Annotated in this window: 18 protein-coding genes; 11 read left to right on the top strand and 7 right to left on the bottom strand. The window is 69.8% G+C overall.

Features of this window, described 5'->3' with window-relative positions; genetic code table 11:
- Positions 1–166: 166 nt before the first annotated feature.
- Positions 167–1,099, bottom strand: coding sequence for an ATP-binding protein (locus AC57BS_RS03995; protein WP_496410188.1), 933 nt, complete (start codon positions 1,097–1,099; stop codon positions 167–169).
- 311 nt (positions 1,100–1,410) lie between these two features.
- On the opposite strand from AC57BS_RS03995, the gene AC57BS_RS03990 reads away from it, so the two are divergent.
- Complete coding sequence (locus AC57BS_RS03990; protein WP_496410174.1) at positions 1,411–2,073, top strand: hypothetical protein; 663 nt, start codon at positions 1,411–1,413, stop codon at positions 2,071–2,073.
- Positions 2,074–2,274: 201 nt separating this feature from the next.
- On the opposite strand, the gene AC57BS_RS03985 is transcribed toward AC57BS_RS03990, so the two are convergent.
- On the bottom strand, positions 2,275–2,865 hold the full coding sequence (locus tag AC57BS_RS03985; RefSeq protein WP_496410173.1) for a DUF1349 domain-containing protein: 591 nt from the start codon (positions 2,863–2,865) through the stop codon (positions 2,275–2,277).
- 220 nt (positions 2,866–3,085) lie between these two features.
- Between AC57BS_RS03985 and AC57BS_RS03980 the strand changes: the two genes are divergently transcribed.
- The 3 genes from AC57BS_RS03980 (at position 3,086) to AC57BS_RS03970 (ending at position 7,344) form a co-directional block, all read left to right on the top strand.
- The gene (locus AC57BS_RS03980; protein ID WP_496410172.1) at positions 3,086–5,968 is read left to right on the top strand and encodes an ATP-binding protein; all 2,883 of its coding nucleotides are present in this window, start codon (positions 3,086–3,088) and stop codon (positions 5,966–5,968) included.
- 201 nt (positions 5,969–6,169) lie between these two features.
- Positions 6,170–6,463, top strand: coding sequence for a virulence factor (locus tag AC57BS_RS03975; protein ID WP_496410171.1), 294 nt, complete (start codon positions 6,170–6,172; stop codon positions 6,461–6,463).
- Positions 6,460–7,344 (top strand): homocysteine S-methyltransferase family protein, encoded by an 885-nt coding sequence (locus AC57BS_RS03970; protein ID WP_496410170.1) that lies wholly within the window; start codon positions 6,460–6,462, stop codon positions 7,342–7,344. The genes AC57BS_RS03975 and AC57BS_RS03970 overlap by 4 nt, the downstream gene beginning before the upstream one ends.
- 37 nt (positions 7,345–7,381) lie before the next feature.
- On the opposite strand, the gene AC57BS_RS03965 is transcribed toward AC57BS_RS03970, so the two are convergent.
- A complete protein-coding gene (locus AC57BS_RS03965) occupies positions 7,382–8,884 on the bottom strand; it encodes a calcium-binding protein (RefSeq protein WP_496410169.1) in 1,503 nt (500 codons plus the stop codon).
- A 181-nt stretch (positions 8,885–9,065) separates the two neighbouring features.
- On the opposite strand from AC57BS_RS03965, the gene AC57BS_RS03960 reads away from it, so the two are divergent.
- The 5 genes from AC57BS_RS03960 to AC57BS_RS03940 all read left to right on the top strand — a co-directional run bounded on the left by AC57BS_RS03960 (position 9,066) and on the right by AC57BS_RS03940 (position 14,233).
- Entirely contained in the window at positions 9,066–10,757 is a 1,692-nt protein-coding gene (locus AC57BS_RS03960) for a CHAP domain-containing protein (RefSeq protein ID WP_496410168.1), read from the top strand.
- A gap of 87 nt (positions 10,758–10,844) precedes the next feature.
- Positions 10,845–11,411 (top strand): TerD family protein, encoded by a 567-nt coding sequence (locus AC57BS_RS03955; RefSeq protein WP_496410167.1) that lies wholly within the window; start codon positions 10,845–10,847, stop codon positions 11,409–11,411.
- A 228-nt stretch (positions 11,412–11,639) separates the two neighbouring features.
- Positions 11,640–13,061 (top strand): amidase family protein, encoded by a 1,422-nt coding sequence (locus AC57BS_RS03950; protein ID WP_496410166.1) that lies wholly within the window; start codon positions 11,640–11,642, stop codon positions 13,059–13,061.
- 21 nt (positions 13,062–13,082) lie between these two features.
- A complete protein-coding gene (locus tag AC57BS_RS03945) occupies positions 13,083–13,682 on the top strand; it encodes a GrpB family protein (RefSeq protein WP_496410165.1) in 600 nt (199 codons plus the stop codon).
- 83 nt (positions 13,683–13,765) lie between these two features.
- Positions 13,766–14,233 carry a hypothetical protein gene (locus AC57BS_RS03940; RefSeq protein ID WP_496410164.1) on the top strand — a complete coding sequence of 156 codons (468 nt, stop codon included), beginning with the start codon at positions 13,766–13,768 and terminating at the stop codon, positions 14,231–14,233.
- A gap of 23 nt (positions 14,234–14,256) precedes the next feature.
- Here AC57BS_RS03940 and AC57BS_RS03935 read toward each other — a convergent pair whose 3' ends face one another.
- The 3 genes from AC57BS_RS03935 to AC57BS_RS03925 form a co-directional block, all read right to left on the bottom strand.
- Positions 14,257–14,709 carry a DUF6326 family protein gene (locus AC57BS_RS03935; RefSeq protein ID WP_496410163.1) on the bottom strand — a complete coding sequence of 151 codons (453 nt, stop codon included), beginning with the start codon at positions 14,707–14,709 and terminating at the stop codon, positions 14,257–14,259.
- Positions 14,710–14,901: 192 nt separating this feature from the next.
- Positions 14,902–16,434: a CocE/NonD family hydrolase gene (locus AC57BS_RS03930; RefSeq protein ID WP_496410162.1), complete on the bottom strand. Its 1,533-nt coding sequence runs from the start codon at positions 16,432–16,434 to the stop codon at positions 14,902–14,904.
- 98 nt (positions 16,435–16,532) lie between these two features.
- On the bottom strand, positions 16,533–17,363 hold the full coding sequence (locus AC57BS_RS03925) for an alpha/beta fold hydrolase (RefSeq protein ID WP_496410161.1): 831 nt from the start codon (positions 17,361–17,363) through the stop codon (positions 16,533–16,535).
- Positions 17,364–17,473: 110 nt separating this feature from the next.
- Between AC57BS_RS03925 and AC57BS_RS03920 the strand changes: the two genes are divergently transcribed.
- Positions 17,474–18,394 (top strand): hypothetical protein, encoded by a 921-nt coding sequence (locus AC57BS_RS03920; protein ID WP_496410160.1) that lies wholly within the window; start codon positions 17,474–17,476, stop codon positions 18,392–18,394.
- A 45-nt stretch (positions 18,395–18,439) separates the two neighbouring features.
- On the top strand, positions 18,440–18,799 hold the full coding sequence (locus tag AC57BS_RS03915; protein ID WP_496410159.1) for a hypothetical protein: 360 nt from the start codon (positions 18,440–18,442) through the stop codon (positions 18,797–18,799).
- Positions 18,800–18,813: 14 nt separating this feature from the next.
- On the opposite strand, the gene AC57BS_RS03910 is transcribed toward AC57BS_RS03915, so the two are convergent.
- On the bottom strand, positions 18,814–19,284 hold the full coding sequence (locus AC57BS_RS03910) for a CBS domain-containing protein (RefSeq protein WP_496410158.1): 471 nt from the start codon (positions 19,282–19,284) through the stop codon (positions 18,814–18,816).
- Positions 19,285–19,293 lie beyond the last annotated feature (9 nt).

Raw genomic sequence — 19,293 nt, 5'->3', positions numbered from 1 at the left:
AGCGGCATCGTCCTACTGCCGCGAGAAACCGAGCGTTCCGCCTGCCGTCTCCGTGCGGGTCGCCTCCGGCAGTTCGCCGCCCACTTCTCGCACCCACGGGTCTCTGACGTCGGTGCTGTCGGGGCAAGTAGGACGCCGTGGCCTGGAGCCGATGATGGTGTGGCGGTCAGCCTCGCTCGTGCAGCCACTCCTCGTACGGCACCGGCTCGGCTTCTTCCTCTGCCTGGCTGACGATGGAGTCAGTGAACCAGGTGCGCAGCGACACCATCTCGGGAGTGGACCGGAGCGTGAGCAGCTGGTGGGTCTCGCTCATCTCATCAGCCAGGTTGTCGGCGGCCAGCAGTTCACGGAGCGTCGCGGCCATCTCACGGGGAAGTGTCATCTCGATGTCGACGTACTCCATCCCTGCTGCGGCGGCGTCCAGGGCGGTCCGACGGCCCAGGTGGCGCGCAAAGGCAGGGCGGGTCACCAGTCGCTCGATCAGCTGGCCCAGCTCCCGAGGCGGAGTCGAACCTTCCTTGGAGTCGATGAGCTGGAGCTCCCGAACCAGGTCGTCGAGCCGTTGGTCGATCTGGAGCCCGAGCTGCACAGGACACCGAAGTAGCCTCACCCTCGCCCAGCCGGCGGGCAGGACGACCTGCTCCGGCGCCGCGCGTTCGCGGTACTCCACGACCGGCGGCCGTACGTCGTGCTCGACGCCGTCGCCCGCAAGTTCGGCCCACACGAGTCGTCCATCGACGTGCTCCTCGATCCCCCAGGACCTCGAGAGCACCGACACGATCGCCAAGCCGCGCCCGGTGGTGCCCTGGCTCGCGACAGGTGGCGGGGCCACCGCCGCGACCGGGACCATGCCGCCGGCGTCCTCCACGCTGAGCCGCACGCCTGGCTCGATGTCACGCAATCGGACGTGTAGGTAAGTGCTGCCGCTGTGCAGGGCGGAGTTCGCTGCCATCTCGGTGACGCACAGGGCGGCGTCGTCGACGAGATGCTCGCGGCCCCACTGCCGCAGCCCGTCAATGACGAACCTGCGCGCTCCGGGGACGCTGGAGGTGTCCGCGGCGAGGTGGACGTGCAGCTCCGGGTGGGCCCCTCGGGGCATGGACGTCACGGTGGCATTGTGCCCGACCTGTACGCCGCCGTGATCGTGCAGATTCGCGATGACACTGAGGGGCGTGCCTCCGTCACAAGCTCGCTCCGGACGTGCCTCCTTCCGCCGCGTGATGGGGCGTGAAGTCGGCACAAACGGGGACAGCAGACCTTGATCAAGCGTTGGGTGGAGATGCGTCGTCGGCTGGGCAGGGAACCGTGGACGGCCGGCTGCCAGCCACCTAACCTCAGTTGTGTGTTCGAAGCCGCGGTGCTGTCCACCTGTCTGACCGGTGACGGTGCTGGGAACTGCGTGAGGCGATCGTGAGCCACGCAACCCAACGCTCCGCGAAGGGGGAGCCGGATTCGCGTTCGTCGACCATGCTCAACGTCTCACGTCCCGGGATTGTGTTCCTGGTTGTCTTCATCGCGGCGGTCATCCTGAACGGAGACGTCGCTGGGTCGTTCGCCGACCCCGACACTCAGTTCGTTTCGATCTATGCCGACGCCAGCAACAGGGCGGCGTACGTCGCAGGAGCATTCCTGCTCGTACTGGCGGGCCTGTCGTTCGTCTGGTTCGCCTACGCACTCTCGAGCGAAGCGGGGACTTTCCGCGTCCCGCTCCTGATCACCGGAGCCGCCGCGGCAATCGGCATGATCGTCGCAGCCCTCGCCTGGGCCACCGTGCCGCTCAGCATCTCCTTTGGCGCGCTCGTCGACGATCCCGGGTTCGAGTCCGGCCAATCCGTACTCCCACAATTCGGCTGGGTCGCATTCGGCTTGGGCGCGATGCTGCCCGCCGGGATGTTCATCGCGATCGCGGCACGGACGCCCGGCCTGCTCCCTCGCTGGCTCGTTGTCGCCAGCTATCCGATTGCCATCTTGGTCGGCCTGACCGCACTTCTGTTCTTGACCTCCGCTCTGTTCGTCATCTGGGTCATCGCGGTCACAGCGAGACAGGGGCGGCGAGCCCGGCCTGGCGGCTGAGTCGCGTCATTCGATCTCCTTGGCCTGCTTCTCGCGCTGCTGCCTCTCCAGCGTTCCCAAGGGCCAGTCCACCCCACGTGTGGAGTGATGGCCGAGACCTTGGCGTCAACGTGGCGCGACACCACGCCAGGCGAGCGGGCTCGCGGGCGAGCCCTTCGAGCGCACGTGCTGGCCGGGCAGCCGCGCACTCAAGAGGAAGGCTCAGGCGCTCTGGTGCAGCTTGGTGTCTGGCGGCGTGGTCCGCCACGACGTGAAGTGGACAGTGAGCCCGGCCCGGGTCGGCGCGCAGCAGAACGGCCCTGCCGTGACGGGTGCGACCGTATCCAGGGGCGCGACGCGAACGAGTCGCCAGGGTTCGTCGTCCACACGCGCGCGCACAGTGAGTGCGTTGCCCGACCAGCTGCCACGGACGGTCACCAACCGTCCTGCCCAGTTCGGCACTGGGGACAGAGACCAGTCCGATGTGCCCTTGGTCACGACAGCGCCGAGGCTCTCTTCTCCGTCGCTCAGCTCGACGCCGGCCTTGATCCAAGATTCGTCGTCGAGCTTCACGAAGATGCCGGCCTGGTCGAACTGCTCGGCGAAGTCGAGACGGAACTGCACCTCGACTGCAGACTCGGGCTCGAACGTGGTCAAGAGCGCGTGCTCGCTGGAGTGGATGAAGCCGTAGGACGTGATGCGCCAGGCGTCGCTACCTTCGCGGGCAGTGACGTGGAGGCCATCAAGGTCGGTCGCGACGTCGGCGGGTGCGTTCGTCCAATGCCCGTCGGTCCAAGCAACGGTGTGACTCAAGTTCGCCCTCCCAAGGGCATAGCGGCCAAGGATCCACGCGTGGATGGCTGTGATCCTATGAGTCGAGGAACTCTCGGCGGAGTAGCCGATTGCGCCGCGACCGCGCGCCCTCGCTCCGCCGGTGCGACCCGTCAGCGGAACCAGGTGGACACCGGTAGGGCAACCGACGGATGCTGAACAACAGGTCTCGGGTGATCACCGAGGATGAGAGGAGATCACGATGGGTGCCCTCCCGTCGCCTCAGCTCGATCCCGGACCGCACCGTGAGCTCGTCGAGGCCCTGCACGAACTCCACCACCAGGCGGGCTGGCCATCCTTACGGGCCCTCGCCCGACAGACGGGCGTGTCGCACACCACCGTCTCGAAGGCCTTCTCATCCCCCCGTCTTCCCTCCTGGGGTGCCTTGGAGCTTCTCGTCGAGGCCCTCGACGGCGACACCAATGGCGTTCGTGAGCTGTGGCTCGCGGCCACCGCACCCGCTGCCGCTCCAGCGCCCGCACTCAGGATCGCTGGCCGCACGGCGGAGCTCGCCGCTGTCCGCCGCCACCTCGAGACGGGATCCGGACTCTTCCTCGTCGCCGGCGAGGCCGGAATGGGCAAGACCGCGCTGGTGGATACCGCGGCCGCCGTCGCAGGTACGACCGTCGTCACCGGACGGTGCTTCCCACTGTCCGCCGACGCTGCGTTCATGCCGATCGCCGATGCTCTGCGCGCCCTCCACGACGTCGGCGATGGACGCTGGCTCGAGAAGGCACTTGCGGCCTGCCCCCCGTACGTCACGGCTGAGGTAGCCCGACTCCTCCCCGAACTGGCGCCCCGCGAGCCCCTCGAAGGGACGAGCGAGTGGGCTCGGCAACGGCTAGTCGGGGCCCTCCAGTCGCTTCTGACGGGACTCGTCGCGGTGGGCCCCCTCGCGTTGTTGCTGGAAGACGTGCACTGGGCCGACACAAGCACTCTCGACCTGATGGAACACATCGCTGCTGGCAACAGCCCGGTCCCCGTCGTCGCCACGTGGCGCTTCGATGATCCAGTCACGGACGCGGCCCACCGTGACTGGTGGAGTCGTGTGCGTCGAGTCGGGGGCGTGGCCGAGGTAGCGCTCGCTCCGCTCAGCCGCGCTGAGACCGCAGAACAGCTCGCGCACGAGAGAGTAGGCCTCGACGCCGGTGCCATCTTCGCGCGCAGCCGCGGGCATCCGCTCTTCACCGCGCAGCTCGCGGCGCACGGTGCAGGTGAGGGACTGCCCGCCCTTCTTGCGGACCTGCTCGACACCCGCCTCGGCACCCTCGCGGGACCTGCGTGGCTGCTCGCCCGCACGCTCGGTCTTGCGGACCGACCCCTGGGTCTCGACCAGCTCGCCGCAGCGGCCGGCATCGACGACGACACCGCAACCGCCGGTCTGAGAAAGCTGGCCGACCGACGACTTCTCGACCGGAGGGACGACACCGTCGCCCTCGCCCATCCCCTGCTGGCCGAGGCAGTGCGGCGGCGGCTCCTTCCCGGCGAAGGTCCCCGACAACATCGCGGGTTGGCGGAAGCGCTGGGCCGTGCGCCAGACCCGGTGCCCGCAGAGGTCGCGATGCACTGGCAGCTCGCCGGTGACGTGACCCGAGAGATGGACTGGCGAGTTGCCGCGGCGCGCGCCGCGGCAGACCGATTCGACCACGCACAGGAGGCCGAGCAGTGGCTCAGGGTTCTGCAGGCCTGGACCTCACGCCAGTCGCTGCCGGGCACACCACCGGTGAGCCACGCGGCGGCGTACCTCGCCGCAATGGAATCACTCCAAGCCTCCCTTCAGTTCGACCAGGTGGCCGAGATGAGCAACGCCGCGGAGGCCGTGCTGGGCAGCACTGACGACGCAGTGAGAGCCGAACTGCTCCGCTATGCCGCCATGTGCCGCGGCCAGCTGGAGGGTCCAGAGGTGGGAAGAGACCTCATCGACCAGGCACTGGCCGTGTACGACCGGCTTCCGGCGTGTCAAGGGCTGGTGAAGGCTCGAGACTGGAAGCAGAACCTGCTGATGGACGTGGGGCAGTTCGATGCTGCACAGGAGATGGCGCGTTCCGCCGTGGCCACCGCCGCGGAAGTGGGAGACCCGACGCTGGTACGCCGGAGCATGACCCGGCTGGCCTGGCATGCGGGTGTGCGCGGGAACCTCGAGGAAGCCCGGATGCTCCTGGACGACGCTGATGCCCAGCTGGGGACGAGACTCGACCCCTTGGGCATCGTTCGACGATCGGTCATCGAGACGGACGTGCTGGTGATCTGCGGCGCCCGCGCGGATGAGGTTCTGGCTGCGGGAGCGCCCGGTATGACCACTGCCCGAGAACTGGCCATCAGCAACTACGACGAGATGCTGGTCAGGTTCAACACCACCCTCGCGCTCTTGCTGGCCGGGAGGGTTTCCCAGGCCTCGAAGGCCATACCCGACACGACGTCGGAAGCCATCGACCTCGACCGCTGGCCCATGGACCTCCTTCGAGCCGCGGTGACCGGCCTGTGCGGTGACGTCAGGGCGGCTGGGGAACGTATGGAGCGTCTATGGCAAGAGATGGCGGGTAACTGGGGGACCGATGTCGAAGTGCTCGTCATCGCCGACATCGTCAACCGCTGGGGAGACGACTCCGAGCGCCACACCGATCGGCTACTCACTGCCCTCGACATCCTGGCAGGATCGACGCCGGTTCGCTTGGTGGCGCCGGCAATGGTGGCGGCTGCCCGCGCCGCAGCCGACACGACCACCTCCACGGAGGCGGCATCGGCGCACGAGCGGCATCGCGACCTCTTCGACCGATCCGGCTTGGCTGACTGCACTCGAGCAGCCGATCCCTACCTCTGGACGCACAGCGCCGCTTGGACCGTGGAGATGGCTCGGCTCCGCGGTACGGCCACCGTCGACCAGTGGGTGCGTGTCGCGACCGCGTGGGAGCAACTCGACCGTCCCCACGACGCTGCCTACTGCCGCTGGCGGGCAGCCGATGTCGCTCGCCGCAAGCGTCAAGGCACCCTGGCAGCACGCCTCCTCAGAAGCGCTGCGATCGGCGCACGGGAACACCTTCCGCTCAGCGCGGCGATAGCCACGACCGTTTCGGGTGCCCGCTGAGCGGCCAACGCACGAAGATTTCCCCAGGACCATTCCAGTCCCGCTCCGGTCGACCATTGATCGACTCCTGCCCGTCATAGTTGTGCCGAGTCGAGTAGCGCAGTCTTCCGGGGACGTCCGATCTTTTGATGCGCAGGTCTGGTAGCGCTCACTCGCCGGACGACTCCGCGCAAGACGCGGCGCCGGACCTAGGCTGCGACGATGGCGGAGTACCAGGTGACCCGGTGGCGCGACCTTCCGTCGATGGTTGCGGCCCGGGCGGACGAGGAGACCGTGAAGTCGCAGCTCGCACCGCGGTTCCAGGAGGCGATCGACGAGGCTGCGATGCGGCTTGGTGACACCGGGGCCGACGACTACCTGGCGGGGTGGGAACGGTCTCCTTGGACCGAGGCCGACGGTACGCCGAGCGAGGTGCTCGAGCGAGTCGCTGCCGAACTCGACGCGGAGTGGCCGGCCGACAGGATCGCCCGTTATCTCGACGAGCTGGGCACGTGAATCGGCTCGGGGCGCTGCTGCGCGGGGACCGTCCGGTCCTGCTCGACGGCGGCATGGGCACGCTGCTCCAGGACAGCGGCCTCGAGGACGGTGTACCCGGCGAGCTCTGGAACCTCGAGAACCCCGACGCGGTGCGCGCGGCGCACGCGGCGTACGCCGAGGCGGGGGCGCGGCTGCTGACGACCAACAGCTTCGGGGGCACCCGGCCGCGCCTGGACCTGCACGGGCTCGGCGACCGCGTCGGCGAGGTGAACCGGACCGCGGCGCAGCTTGCACGATCGGTGGCGGACGAGCGCGGACTGCTCGTCGCCGGCGGACTGGGTCCGACTGGCGAGCTGCTGGCGCCGCTCGGAACCCTGACCCGCGAGGAGGCCCAGGCGCTGTTCGCCGAACAGCTCGCTGCGCTGGTCGAGGGCGGGGTCGACCTGGTGCTGGTCGAGACGCTGAGCGATCTCGGTGAAGCTGAGGCGGCCCTCGCCGCGGCGCGAGAGGTCGCGCCCGGCCTTCCGGTCGCCGTGACGATGAGCTTCGACACCAACCTGCGCACCATGATGGGCGTCCGCCCCGGCGACGCGGTGGCGCACCTTGCCGCGGCGGGTGCCGACGCCGCGGGGGCCAACTGCGGTCGCGGTCCCGCGGAGATGGAGATCATCGCCGCGCAGATGGCGCAGGCCCGCACCGACGACATCCTCCTGGTCGCCCAGTCCAACGCCGGCCTTCCGCAGGTGGTGGGCGATCACTTCGAGTACGACGCCACCGCTGGCGACATGGCTTCGCACGCCACCCGGCTCGCCGAGCTCGGGATCGACCTGGTCGGCGGCTGTTGTGGCTCGACGCCGGCGCACATCGCCGCCATGAGCGCCACCTTGTTCCCAGCCTGAGCCTCTGTTCCACCGGTCAGCCCGCACCGCTGTCGCGTCAGCGCTCGCACCGCCGTTTGTGCTCAGCGCGGCACAGGTCCTTGGAGCTCGGTCCGCCGTCCGCGTGGTCGCGGGACGGGCCGCCGTACAGCCGGTCCTGGCCCGCCTGTCCTTGCAGGTTGTCACGCCCTCTGCCTCCGAGGAGCCGATCGTTCCCACCGCCGCCCCGGAGGACGTCGTTGCCGTCCGCACCCTTGAGCTCGTCGGGTCCACTGCCTCCGATCAGGCGGTCGTCGTCCCCACCCCCGTCGAGGAGGTCTTTTCCGCTGCCGCCGAGCAGCACGTCCCGGCCGAGGGTGCCCTCGAGGTCGTCCCGGCCGCTGCCGCCGTTGAGGTGCGCCTTCGGGAAGCGCGGGCAGAAGACCGACTCGAAGAGCGACTCGTAGGACCGGCTGATCGTGTCCGCGCCGCCGCGACCGCGGAGCTCGGCGTCACAGGCGGAGAAGCGGAGGTCGTTGCGGCTGTCGGTGCCGCCGACGACGACCCGGCGGGCGAACAATGATGCGTCCTCGAAGTCGGTGGCCGGGATCGTGTACGGCGCCTCGGCGTCCGCCACCAGCCTGCCTCTCCTCAGGTCGAGGTCCAGGAGGCCCGACTCGGAGGTGACGTAGAAGTGGTCTCGGCCATCGCCACCGTCGAGCACGCTGCCGCCACGTGGCGCCTGGTCCGCCAGGAAGTTGTCGTCACCTGCGCCGAAGGTGGCGCGGACCCGGCCGGACACCTTGGCATGGACAGTCTCGTCGGCCGCGGTGCCGACGAAGGCGAGGTCGTCGCCGCCGATCGTCCCGGTCCAGAATGTCTCCAGTCCGGTCCAGGTCGCCACGACCTGCTGGTCGATCAGCATCCGTCCGGCCGCGTTGTCGATCACGGTGTCGCCAGGGGTGCTGAGCGCCGAAGGGAAGAACTCGTCGACACCTGCGCCGCCGTCGATCGAGCCGCCGGTGGTGACGCCCCCGTAGATGAGGGAGTCGTCGCCGGCGCCCAGGGCGATGACGTCGGGGTTGGGGGACCCGGCGACGCCGCTGTGGACCCCGTCTGGACCATCTCCGCCGACGATGACGTCTCTCTCCGTGTCCGCCGGGGCGGCGTCGGAGTACGCGCCGTGGACGGAGCTGCCCGCGTTGCCTCCGTCGAACCGGTCGGCCCCCTCGCCCAGCTCGGCCTGCACGATCCAGTCGGGTGCGGTGGTGCCGTCCACGACGTCGTCGCCGGCACCCGCGTCGATCATCACGCGCTTGAATGAGGACGCACCGCCCGCGGTCACGCAGATGACGTCGTCACCGCCCAGGGTCGAGACCTTGAGAGCGCCGTTGGTCACGACCACGTCGCGTCCCTCGGTGCCGGTGATGCCGTCGCTGCCCAGCAGGGCGGGATTGCCGGGGAAGCCCACGATGGTCGCGGCCTCGCCGCGGCAGGTCTCGCCTGCAGCGTGGGCGGCCGGGAGGGGGCTGAGCATGGCCAGGCCCAGGAGGCCGGCGGTGGTCAGCGTCGTCGTACGCATGAGTGCGTTCCCTCCGGAGACGGAATGTCGGGTCCACGGTACGACTCTCGACAGGAGGTCGAAGTTGCCGCCGCCCGGCGCTGTGGCTCGTTCACACTCCGAAGGGCCGGCCGACGAATTACACGATTGATCTTCACTCATCGGCGTGGCGGACTTGACTTCTGGCCCATACGATCACTCGGTGCAACAACAGCCTCACTGGTCACAGACGTCACAGCGCGTACGCGCAGCACTGCCGGCGCTGCAACGCGTGGTACGCGGTGCTGGTCGTGCGACCCAGCTGCTCACCGGCGTGCTCGCGCTCGTCCTGCTCGTCGTGCCGACCACCGTCGACCGGATCACCCTGACCACGTCGACCTACCTGTGCTCCGGGTACGCCGAGTGCCAGACGGCCGGATACGGGCACGCCGGCTACCGCCAGGCGTCGTCCACGCAGTACTGGCGCATGTACACCGGGCACAACTGCACCAACTACGTGGCCTACCGGCTGATCCAGTCCGGGATGCCCAACGTCCGACCCTGGGAGGGCAGCGGCAACGCCTCGAACTGGGGCGTGGCGATGGCGAGCATCACCGACCAGACCCCGACGGTCGGATCCGTCGCCTGGTACAAGCCGCACGTGACACCGGCCGGCTCGAACGGGCACGTCGCCTACGTGGAGCAGGTCATCTCCGACACCGAGATCATCGTCTCGGAGGACTACTGGGGCGGTGACTTCCACTGGCGGCGCGTCACCAAGTCCGGCGGGGGCTGGCCCACGGGGTTCATCCACTTCAACGACCGCGTGGTCGCGCCGACGACGGCTCCTGCCATCGTCGGCTCCCCTGCGGTCGGTGCACCGCTCGAGGTGGCAGCCGGCGCCTGGACCCCCACGCCCGCCAGCGTCACCGTCCGCTGGCTCGCCGACGGTGCCGCCATCCCCGGTGCCACCGCACCCGCCTACGTGCCGACCCCTGACGTGAAGGGCAAGACCCTCACCGCCGAGGTGACCGCAGAGCTGAGCGGCTACACCGCCGGCCGGGCGACCCTCGCAACCGCTCCCGTCGCCCCCGGTGTCTTCCAGAAGACCGCGCTGCCGACGATCCAGGGTGTGGCCGAGGTCGGCCAGACGCTGACCCTCACGGCCTCGTCGTGGTCGCCGCAGCCCACGAAGGTCACGACGCAGTGGTACGCCGACGGGGTCGCTCTGGACGGTGCCACCGGGGAGTCGCTCGTCCTCACCCGTGACCACCTCGACAGCCGCATCAGCGCCCGCACCATCGCGAGCGCGAGCGGCTACCGGAAGTCGAGGTCGACCGCGACCGAGACCACACCCGTCCTTGCCAAGCCGGTCGCGATCACCAGCCCGTCCCGGGTGAAGGGCACGCCTGAAGTGGGGAGCCGACTCGTCGCCCGGGCCGGGACCACGAGGCCCGGAGACGCGACCGCCACGTACGCCTGGTTCCGGGACGGCCAGCGCATCGCCAAGACCACGAAGCCCACGTACACGGTCCGCCGCGCGGACCTCGGCCGCAGCCTGTCGGTCCAGATCACCCTGTCCCGACGGCACTTCCGCGACACCACGGAGTCGGTCGCCGTCGCAGCCGTGACGACCAAGCCCGAGGTGAAGGTGCGCACCGACGCCACGCGGAAGCGCGTCGCGGTGGACGTTCGCGTACGCGCTCCGGGAGCGTCCAGGCCGGACGGTGCGATGACCGTCAGCGTGGGAGGGCGCACCGTGGAGGTCCAGGTCGTCAGCGGGACGGCCCGGGTCGTCGTACGCGGCGTCCGTCCCGGCGTGAAGAAGGTCGTCGTGCGCTATGCGGGGACCGATGTCGTGCAACCTGCGGTCGCGCGTTCGAGCGTCGAGGTGCCGCAGCGCGGCAAGCGGTGATGCCCGGCAGGCCCCCGCAGCACGACGGGTCGGATGAGGGGGATGGTCCCTGTAGGTTCAGGAGCATCCCCTAGCGGAGGAGCGACCGTGATCGAGCTGACCGAGGGCCAGGAGCTCACCCTCACCGCCGTGGACGGGAAGCCCCTGACCAAGGTGCAGATGGCAGTCGGCTGGGACCACGCCCCGACGGCCGGCTTCATCGGCAGTGGAGCAGCGCCCATCGACCTCGACGCCTCGGCCGTGCAGTTCGCCGGCGACCAGTTCTTCGACCTCGCCTTCTTCAACCACCTCGCGACCCGCGACGGCTCGGTGGTCCACCTCGGCGACAACACCACCGGCAAGGGCGAGGGTGACGACGAGGTGATCACCGTGGACCTGAGTCGGGTCTACGCCAAGGTCGAGTCGATCCTGTTCCTGGTCACCAGCTATCAGGGGCACTCGCTGGAGTACATCCGCAACGCCTATTGCCGGCTGATCGATGACAACGACACCGAGCTGGCGCGCTTCACCCTCACGCTCGGGGTGCAAGAGACGGGGCTCGTCATGGCGAAGCTGTTCCGTGACGGGTCGAGCTGGAAGCTCGGCGCGATCGGCACCGGCATCGCCCTGAAGACGCCGACGGACTCGATCGAGGCACTCCTGCCCTTCGTCTGAGGCTCACGGGCAATCGGGGCCGCAGATCTCTCGGCGCCAGGAGGCCGGGTCATCGCCAGCCCCCCAGGCCTGGCGATGCTCCCCCTCAACCCCTACCGAGACGCTACGCGTGAGCCCTGCGACTCGACAGGCCGCGGGATCGAAGTTCACCGGTGGGGGTGGGGAGGGCTAGACCACCCCGCACGCGCCGCGCGCACCGCGCCATGACGTCTGGGGCAGACTCGGGGCATGGTGTCGTCTCCGGTCCCCGGCAGCGCCCGCTCGGCAGTGGAGCAGCTGCTTGAACGGATCGAAGCCGTCGAACCGCAGGTCAATGCCGTGTGCACGCTCCACCCGGGTGCGCTGGCGCAGGCGGAGCGGTTCGACCGCGAGGCCGCCGCAGGAGGCGTTCGGGGCCCGCTCCACGGACGTGCCGTGCTGGTCAAGGACAACATCGACACTCATGACCTGCCGACCACCGCCGGCTCGCTCGCGCTTGCCGAAGCGCCACCACCCAGCTGGGACGCGGCGCTCGTGCAGCGCCTGCGCGACGCAGGCATGGTCGTTCTCGGGAAGACGAACCTCTCCGAGTGGGCCAACATCCGCGACGAGTCGTCGACGTCGGGCTGGAGCGCCTACGGCGGGCTGACCCGGAACCCGTACGGGCTCAACCGGTCCGCGGGAGGTTCCAGCTCCGGCAGCGGCGCTTCGGTCGCGGCCGGGCTTGCTCCCTTCGCTGTCGGCACCGAGACGGACGGATCGATCAGCTGCCCCGCGGCGTTCAACGGCTGCGTCGGCATCAAGCCGACCGTGGGCACCGTCCCCACCACCGGCGTGGTGCCCATCTCGCGCTCGCAGGACTCGCCAGGACCGATGGCGATGACGGTCCGTGACGCAGCGTCGCTGCTGACGGTGCTCGCCGCGGACGGCATCGACTACGCCGAGCACGCCGTGCCGGGCCGGCTTGCCGGCAAACGGATCGGGGTGCCGCGCACGACGTACTGGGGCTACTCCCCGCACGCGGACGCCGCCGCTGAGCGGGCGCTGACGCTGCTGGCCGCCGAGGGCGCCACGATCGTCGACAACACCGACCTGCCGGCGTTCGAGGACGAGGTGGGCGAGGACGAGCTGCTCGTGCTGCTGGCCGAGTTCCGCTCGGGCGTCGCGGACTACCTCGCAACCCGCAGCGGCGACGTGCCCCGCACCCTGCGCGAGATCGTCGACTTCAACCGTGCGAACGCCGAGACGGAGCTCGCACACTTCGGCCAGTCGCTCTTCGAGAAGGCGCTGGCGGGCCCGCGTGACGGCAGCCCCGAGCACGTCGCCGCGCGCGCCAGGGGCCTCGCGGCCACCAGGGGTGGCGGCATCGACAAGGTGCTCCAGGAGCACGCTCTGGACGCGCTGGTCACGCCGTCCTACCCGCCCGCGAGCCCGATCGACCTCGTCAACGCCGAGTGGTCCGCCGGGGCGTGCAGCGGGCCTACCGCGATCGCGGGCTATCCGCTGGTCACGGTCCCGACCGAGCTCGCCGCCGGTCTGCCGGTGGCCGTGTCGTTCTGGGGCACCGGCGCCAGCGAGGTCACGCTGATCGAGATCGCGCACGGGTACGAGTCGGCGCGGGACGGGTCGAGCGGACCCCTTGCGACTCCGACCTTCCCCACGTTCGTGTGAGACCCGTGCGAGCATCGGAGCATGCCTGCCGGACCGGAGTTCGTCCGACCGCCGCGCGCTCACCAGGGCCCGATCCACCTGGCAGCGCCGAATGCCATGTGGCCGAGGCAGTACGCCGAGGTAGCCGCTCGGATCAGGCAGGCGCTGGGGTCGGTCCCGGCGGTCGTGGAGCACGTCGGCTCCACATCGGTGCCGGGACTGGCCGCCAAGCCGTTCATCGACGTCCTCCTGCTGGTGTCGGACCCGAGCGACGAGGCGGCGTACGTGCCCGGGCTCGAGGCAGCCGGCTTCTTGCTGCACGTCCGAGAGCCGGACTGGCACCAGCACCGGTTCTTCAGGGCCCGTGACCCGGAGGTCCAGATCCATGTCTTCGCCGTGGGCTCCGAGGAGGCGCAGCGGATGCTGCTGTTTCGAGACCGGCTCCGGACGGACCCGGACGACAGGACGCTGTACGAGGAGACGAAGCGGCAGCTCGCGGCCAGGAGCTGGGCGCGGATCCAGGACTACGCGGACGCCAAGTCCGAGGTCGTGGAGGAGATCATCGCGCGGGCCGGCGGGGGGCGCCTGGGGACTCGTCAGAGACCCGGCCGCCCCACGTCTCCAGGTGAGGATCCTTGTTGACGAGCCGGGGTGAGGACAGCATCGCCGGGGGACGGAAAACGAGCGACACTGGTGGAGAACGCGATCCGGGGACGGAGGGGTCGATGGAACCGAGCTCGACAACACCAGACGCAGAGTTCCTGGAGGAGCTGCGTCGACACCGCGCGGAGCTGCGCGAGTCGATGGGCGCGCTGGAGGCCGCGCTGGCCGTGCCGGCCGGCAGCGACAGAGAACGTTGGGCGCAACGTGTCCACGTGGCCGCGGTCGAGCTCGCCGGCGACTTTCGTGAGCATGTCGACCTGACGGAGGGTCCCGACGGTCTGTACGGCGAAGTTCTCAAGACCTCGCCGCGGCTGTCCGGAGCCGTCGACACCCTCACGCGCGAGCACCTGCTGATCCGTGGTCAGGTCGACAGCCTCCTGACGCGAGTCGCTGCGTCGGACGTCAGCACTGAAGCCGACAGGGTCCGCGACCTGGGCACGGCGCTCCTGGGGAGGCTCGTCCGACACCGCCAGCGAGGGTCCGACCTCGTCTTCGAGGCGTACGACTTCGACATCGGGGGCGAGACCTGACCGGAGCCTTCAGCCGCGGCCCCCTACGACGCCGCGCGCGGCCAGGTCCAGGCGGTGCGGAGGATGCAGGCGAGGATGGTCACCTCGACCACGGCGCCGAGGCCGTAGAAGTAGATCCAGGACTCGCCGACGACGTTGAACGCCGCGATGGGGATGCAGAGCGATGCCACGACGAGGTTGAGCGTGCGGTTCGCACGGGCGGGCAGTGTCATCGAGAGCAGGATCATGAGGGCCGGGATCCCCACGATCATGAGCGACGTGACGACGAACGTCTGGCTGATGTCGAACTCGAAGACGACGCCGGCCAGGAGGTCGTCGACGGCGCCGGGCTCGTACAGGTGGAGGTGGTCGACGTAGATGTAGAAGAACATGAAGCTCGTCCAGGCTGCGGCGAGCCTCGCCCTGACCGCCGCGGGCGGATCGTGCAGGGCTGTCGTGGGCGGGGTGTTGGTCGTGGTCCTGGTCGTGGTGCTCACGGTCGCTTCTCTCTCTCATCGGGATGTCGGTGCCACGATGACTGAATGTCCTCTCGTTCCCATCGGTCCGCTGGGTTGCTCCTCGTGACCTCTGGTACGAGTGACCCCTGACCGTTCGGCTGATCCGCGACCGCCTGTCGGATGCGCGGGCTTGCGCCCTGTGAGGTCAGGACGCCACCCGTCGAGGTTGCGCTAGCTCGAGCAGGGCAGGTGGACTCGGGAGAAACCCCCGTCGCCGTGGAAGACCTTCCGCGCTGATGCCGCAAGGTCGGTGCTCGTCGCCGGATCCCGGTTCGTGCCGAGGTTCCTGGCGTAGCGAGGGTGGGCCCCTCCGGAGACCTGCAGGCGGAGGCGACTGCCGGGGGTGAAGCGATGCGCCAGGGCGTCGAGCCGGAGCGTGATGGTCCCGCTCGCGTCGGCCGGCCCCAGCCTCACGAATCCGTCGCTCACGTTGATGGACCGACCGTTCCTGCCCACCTCGCACAGGCGTACGAAGAGGTCGGCGTACGGGTTGTCGGTCTCGTGAACGACGTCGACGACCGGGCTCCCGAGCACCTCCAAGGGTTCGGTCAGTGGTGGGCTGGTGAACGTCACGACGTCCGCGCGTCCTTCGAGCTTCCGGTTGTCGCGACGACCGCCGATCGCCGGGTTGATCACCCGGCCACCGACCGTCGGGGTGGGATCGGCAGGGTCGTACGTGAACGTGGTCGGGCCGGCGCTGGACCGCGGCGGTGTCTCGTCGAGGCCACCCCCGGGCTGGAGGAAGAACACCCGGTCGCTCGTCGGCGGAGGCCACGCCTCCAGGTTGCGCCACTCTCGGGCCCCTGTCACGAAGATCCGGACCGGACTCGGCCGCTGCCTGCCGCCGGCTCCGGTGAGGTGCTCGGCCAGCCAGTCCAGCGCTTCCGTCATGACGGTTGCGGCGCCCTTGGTGGCCGTCTCGACGTGGGTCCATGGTCCGATGGTGAGTCCGACCTCGACGCCACGCTGCTGCAGCCGGTCGTACTGCTCGATCATCTGGGCGGGGAACCGGTCCTGCCAACCTGTCTGGAGCAGGACCGGCACGGTGACCCGCTCGAGAGCCTGACCCAGGCGCATGTGGCGCCACACAGGGTGCTCGGGGTCCGTCGCCAGGAGCCAGTCCGCGTACGGCATCCCGCTGCCCGCGAAGAGGCTGTCCTGTGCCCTGACGAGAGGGAGGTCCTGGAACGCTGGTCCCAGCCGTCGGCTCGACGTCGCCGCGCGCGCGATTCCGCTGGCCGCTCCGACCTCCAGGTGCCCCAGGGCGTCCATGAGGCCCACGACCTCTTCGAGGGAGAACGCTCCGGCGCCGTGTGCCACCCAGTGGGCGTCGTGCGCAGAGACGGCGACCACCGCCGTCACCAGCTCCGGGGGAGGATCCACCATCACAGCCCATGCCGTGTGCCCCAGGTAGGAGGCTCCCCAGAGCGCGAGCCGACCGTCGAACCAGGACTGCTTCCGCAGCCACGCGACCGTGTCGGCTCCGTCGGCTGCCTCCTGGCTGAACGGGTCGAAGTCCCCTCCGGAGCCGGACGTCCCGCGGCAGGCCTGGTTCACCACCTGGTAGCCGTGGCGTGCGAAGAAGCCGGCTGTGAGATGGGCGATCACCCCGTCGAGGCCGTACGGGGTGCGAACGAGCACCGTGCCCGACGACCCGGCGGTCGGGAAGTAGACGTCGGTCAGGAGCTCCACGCCGTCACGCATGGGGACTCGCTCGCGGTCCACCGTGTGGTCGTGGCGACCCGGTGGCATCCGCAGGACGCGAGCAAGAGCGGCCCCGAGCGGATGCCGCGACCCGGACCTCATGCGCCGCCGACCCACGCCAGCAGCTCCATCTCTTCCTCGTCCCGGGGCCCGAAGTGGTCCCCGCCCACCCAGACCACCTCCCCGTCGACCAGGTGCTGCGACCACCACGCCGCGTGACTCGGCGGTGTCGAGGCGTCCTCGCGAGCCAGCATCACCCGGGTGGGCACAACGATGTCGCTGATGGGGAAGCCCCATCCAGTGACCACTGCCAGGAAGTCGTCGACGTAGCCCCACGGGCCCGATCGGACCCCCTCGCTGAAGGCCTCGTGCAGCATCCGTCGGTCGTGCTCTGGCAGGGACTCCAGACCGGGCATCCCCGATCGGAGCCAGGCCATCCCCTCCTCCAGCTCGCCGAGCAGGAAGGGTTCGCCGAGGTCGCGGGCCTGTCGCCAGAAGACGCGATCCTCGTCCTCGAGATCGGCGAAGAAGTCGAGGCCGACGGCATCGGGCGGCGGACTGCACACGATCGCCGCACAGCGGGTCACCCGCTCCGGGGCCAGAGCGGCAACCGCGAACGCGGGTGGTCCGCCGCCGGACACTCCCGCCACGCCGAATCGCTCCAGTCCGAAGAAGTCCGCGATCGCGGTCACGTCCGCCGCGGAGTCGGCCACCGTCCGACCGCGCGCACGACTCGACTCCCCGTAGCCCGGCCGGTCGTAGGTGAGCACGCGCACCCCGGCGCGCTCGTACTGATCGCCCGGATGGCGCAGGTATCGGCTGCCCGGCGTGCCGTGCAGCCAGAACACGGGACTGCCGTCGGGCGGCCCCCACTGGCAGACCGCCAGCGCTCGGCCGTCGCCGGCTGGAACCATCGTGGTCGCCTGCACGAGCACCTCCTCCGGAGGTCTCCAGAGTAGGCGTTCCGTCCGGTCCCGCGCTCGGTGTGGAACTTCTCGCGACACCCCTCCGTCACACGGGCGTGAGGATCCTCCTGGCCGTGTCGACCATGCTGCTCGTCGTCGCCTGCGGCGAGGAGGGACTGACGGCCGTGGATCCTCCGACCGCGACGCCGAGCGGGCCGGCTCCGACGGCCACGAGCACTGCTGGGGTGCGGCACGACCAGACCGGCCCCGACGGCCCGCCTCCGTTCCGTGTCAGGTACGACGGGCAGGAGCTCGTGCTCCACCCGCACACCTACTGCTACGACACCGGATGCGTCGACGGGGTCGACGCGGACCCGCCAGAGATCGGGTCACCCGCGGAGATCCAGGTGTACGTGCCGGTGGAGGAGTTCGCGCTGTCGGTCCACGCCCGGGAGCTCACCAGCCCGCCGCGGCAGGACCAGCCCTCCTTCGACGCCACGTGCGGCGGCCGCAGCTTCGGGATGCCGGTGCGCGACCTCGGTGACGGGTGGTACTCCGTCAGGGCCTCCGGGCCTGCGGCGCACTACGACGTCCAGCTGTTCGCCCAAGGGGGCGGCGACATGATCGGGAACCTTCGCTGGCGTACGCCGGTCGCCGGATCGATGCCGGAGCCTTCAGCGCGGCTGGCGCTGATCGCGGACAACGACGGAGAGCCCGACAGCTACGGCCTCGAGCTCGCCATCGAGGACCTCGCCGAGACCCCGACGGACGTCAGCGCCGAGATCGAGGTGACGGCCGCCAACGGGAGGTCCATGACGTTCACGGCCGAGCTGTCCGCGGACCGTTGCCGCAGCGCTGGTGACCTCTACTTCGACCGTCCCGACGGACCTGCGAAGAAGGCTGCCGGCCTCGGCGACTTCCCGTTCACGACCACCGTGACGCTCACGCTGGACGGCCGCACCCACCGGGCCACTGCCGTCTACCCGGACGACGAGATCGAGGGCAACGAGCCGAGCGTCGGCCTCCAGTTCGCCCCCGAGCTCCCCGGACTCTGACTGTCGCGTCCGCTCCGCCGCGACGAGGCCTCCTACACTTGCCCGATGGCGGACCTGGACGCTGTCGAAGCCCGGATCTGGGAGCTCCTCGAGCCCTACAGGGAGGAGCTCGAGGAGGCCACCATCTACGGCATGCCCTCTCTGCGGTGGCCCGGTTCCGGCGCTCACGACTACTTCGCCGCCGTGAAGCGGAGCGCCCAGAAGGTCAGCCTCTACGCGATCGCGGTGGACACGTGGCCGGAGGCACTCGAGGGTTGTTCAGAGAGGTTCAGGAAGTGTCGCACCGGCAAGGCGACCTTCTCGTTCCCGTCGCTGGACGATGAGCTCGCCGCGGAGCTCGAGCTGTTCCTGGAGCGGCTCCACGAGCCGTACCGCGCGCACCATGCGGGCCGCTCGGCGACCTAGGACCACTGTCTCCTCTACTCCTGCCGCACCACGACCCGGGTGCCGCTCGGGACCACCACCACGTCCTCCTCGTGCGAAGCGACGTCGATGAGCACCTCGAAGATGTCGCGCATCGAGACGAAGCCGGCGATCTTGCCCTCGTCGATGACCGGCAGGTGCCGGATCTCCGCCTCGACCATCCGCCGGGCCGCGTCGAGGATCAGGTCGCCCGGGCGGACGGTGACCAGGTCGGTGGTCATCACGTCCGCGGCCGTCACGTGCTCCGGGTTGGCCCCCTGCGCGAGGTGGGTCACGACGTCGCGCTCGGACACGACGCCGGCAAGGTGCCCGTTCTCCACGACGCCGACGGCACCGATCCCGTCTGATGCCAGCGACTCCGCGACCTCGAGCAGTGAGGCCTCGCCGGGCATGGTGGCCACCGGCCACACCATGATCCGGGCGATCGGGTCGGTGGGGTGCGTGCTGCGTGCGCTGCTGGCGTACATGGGGGCCTC

It is taken from the genome of Nocardioides sp. BGA-UO-ETr-FS32, from assembly GCF_059567905.1.
Note: the sequence above shows the minus strand (reverse complement) of the source record. Positions and strands in the feature narration are given on the sequence as shown.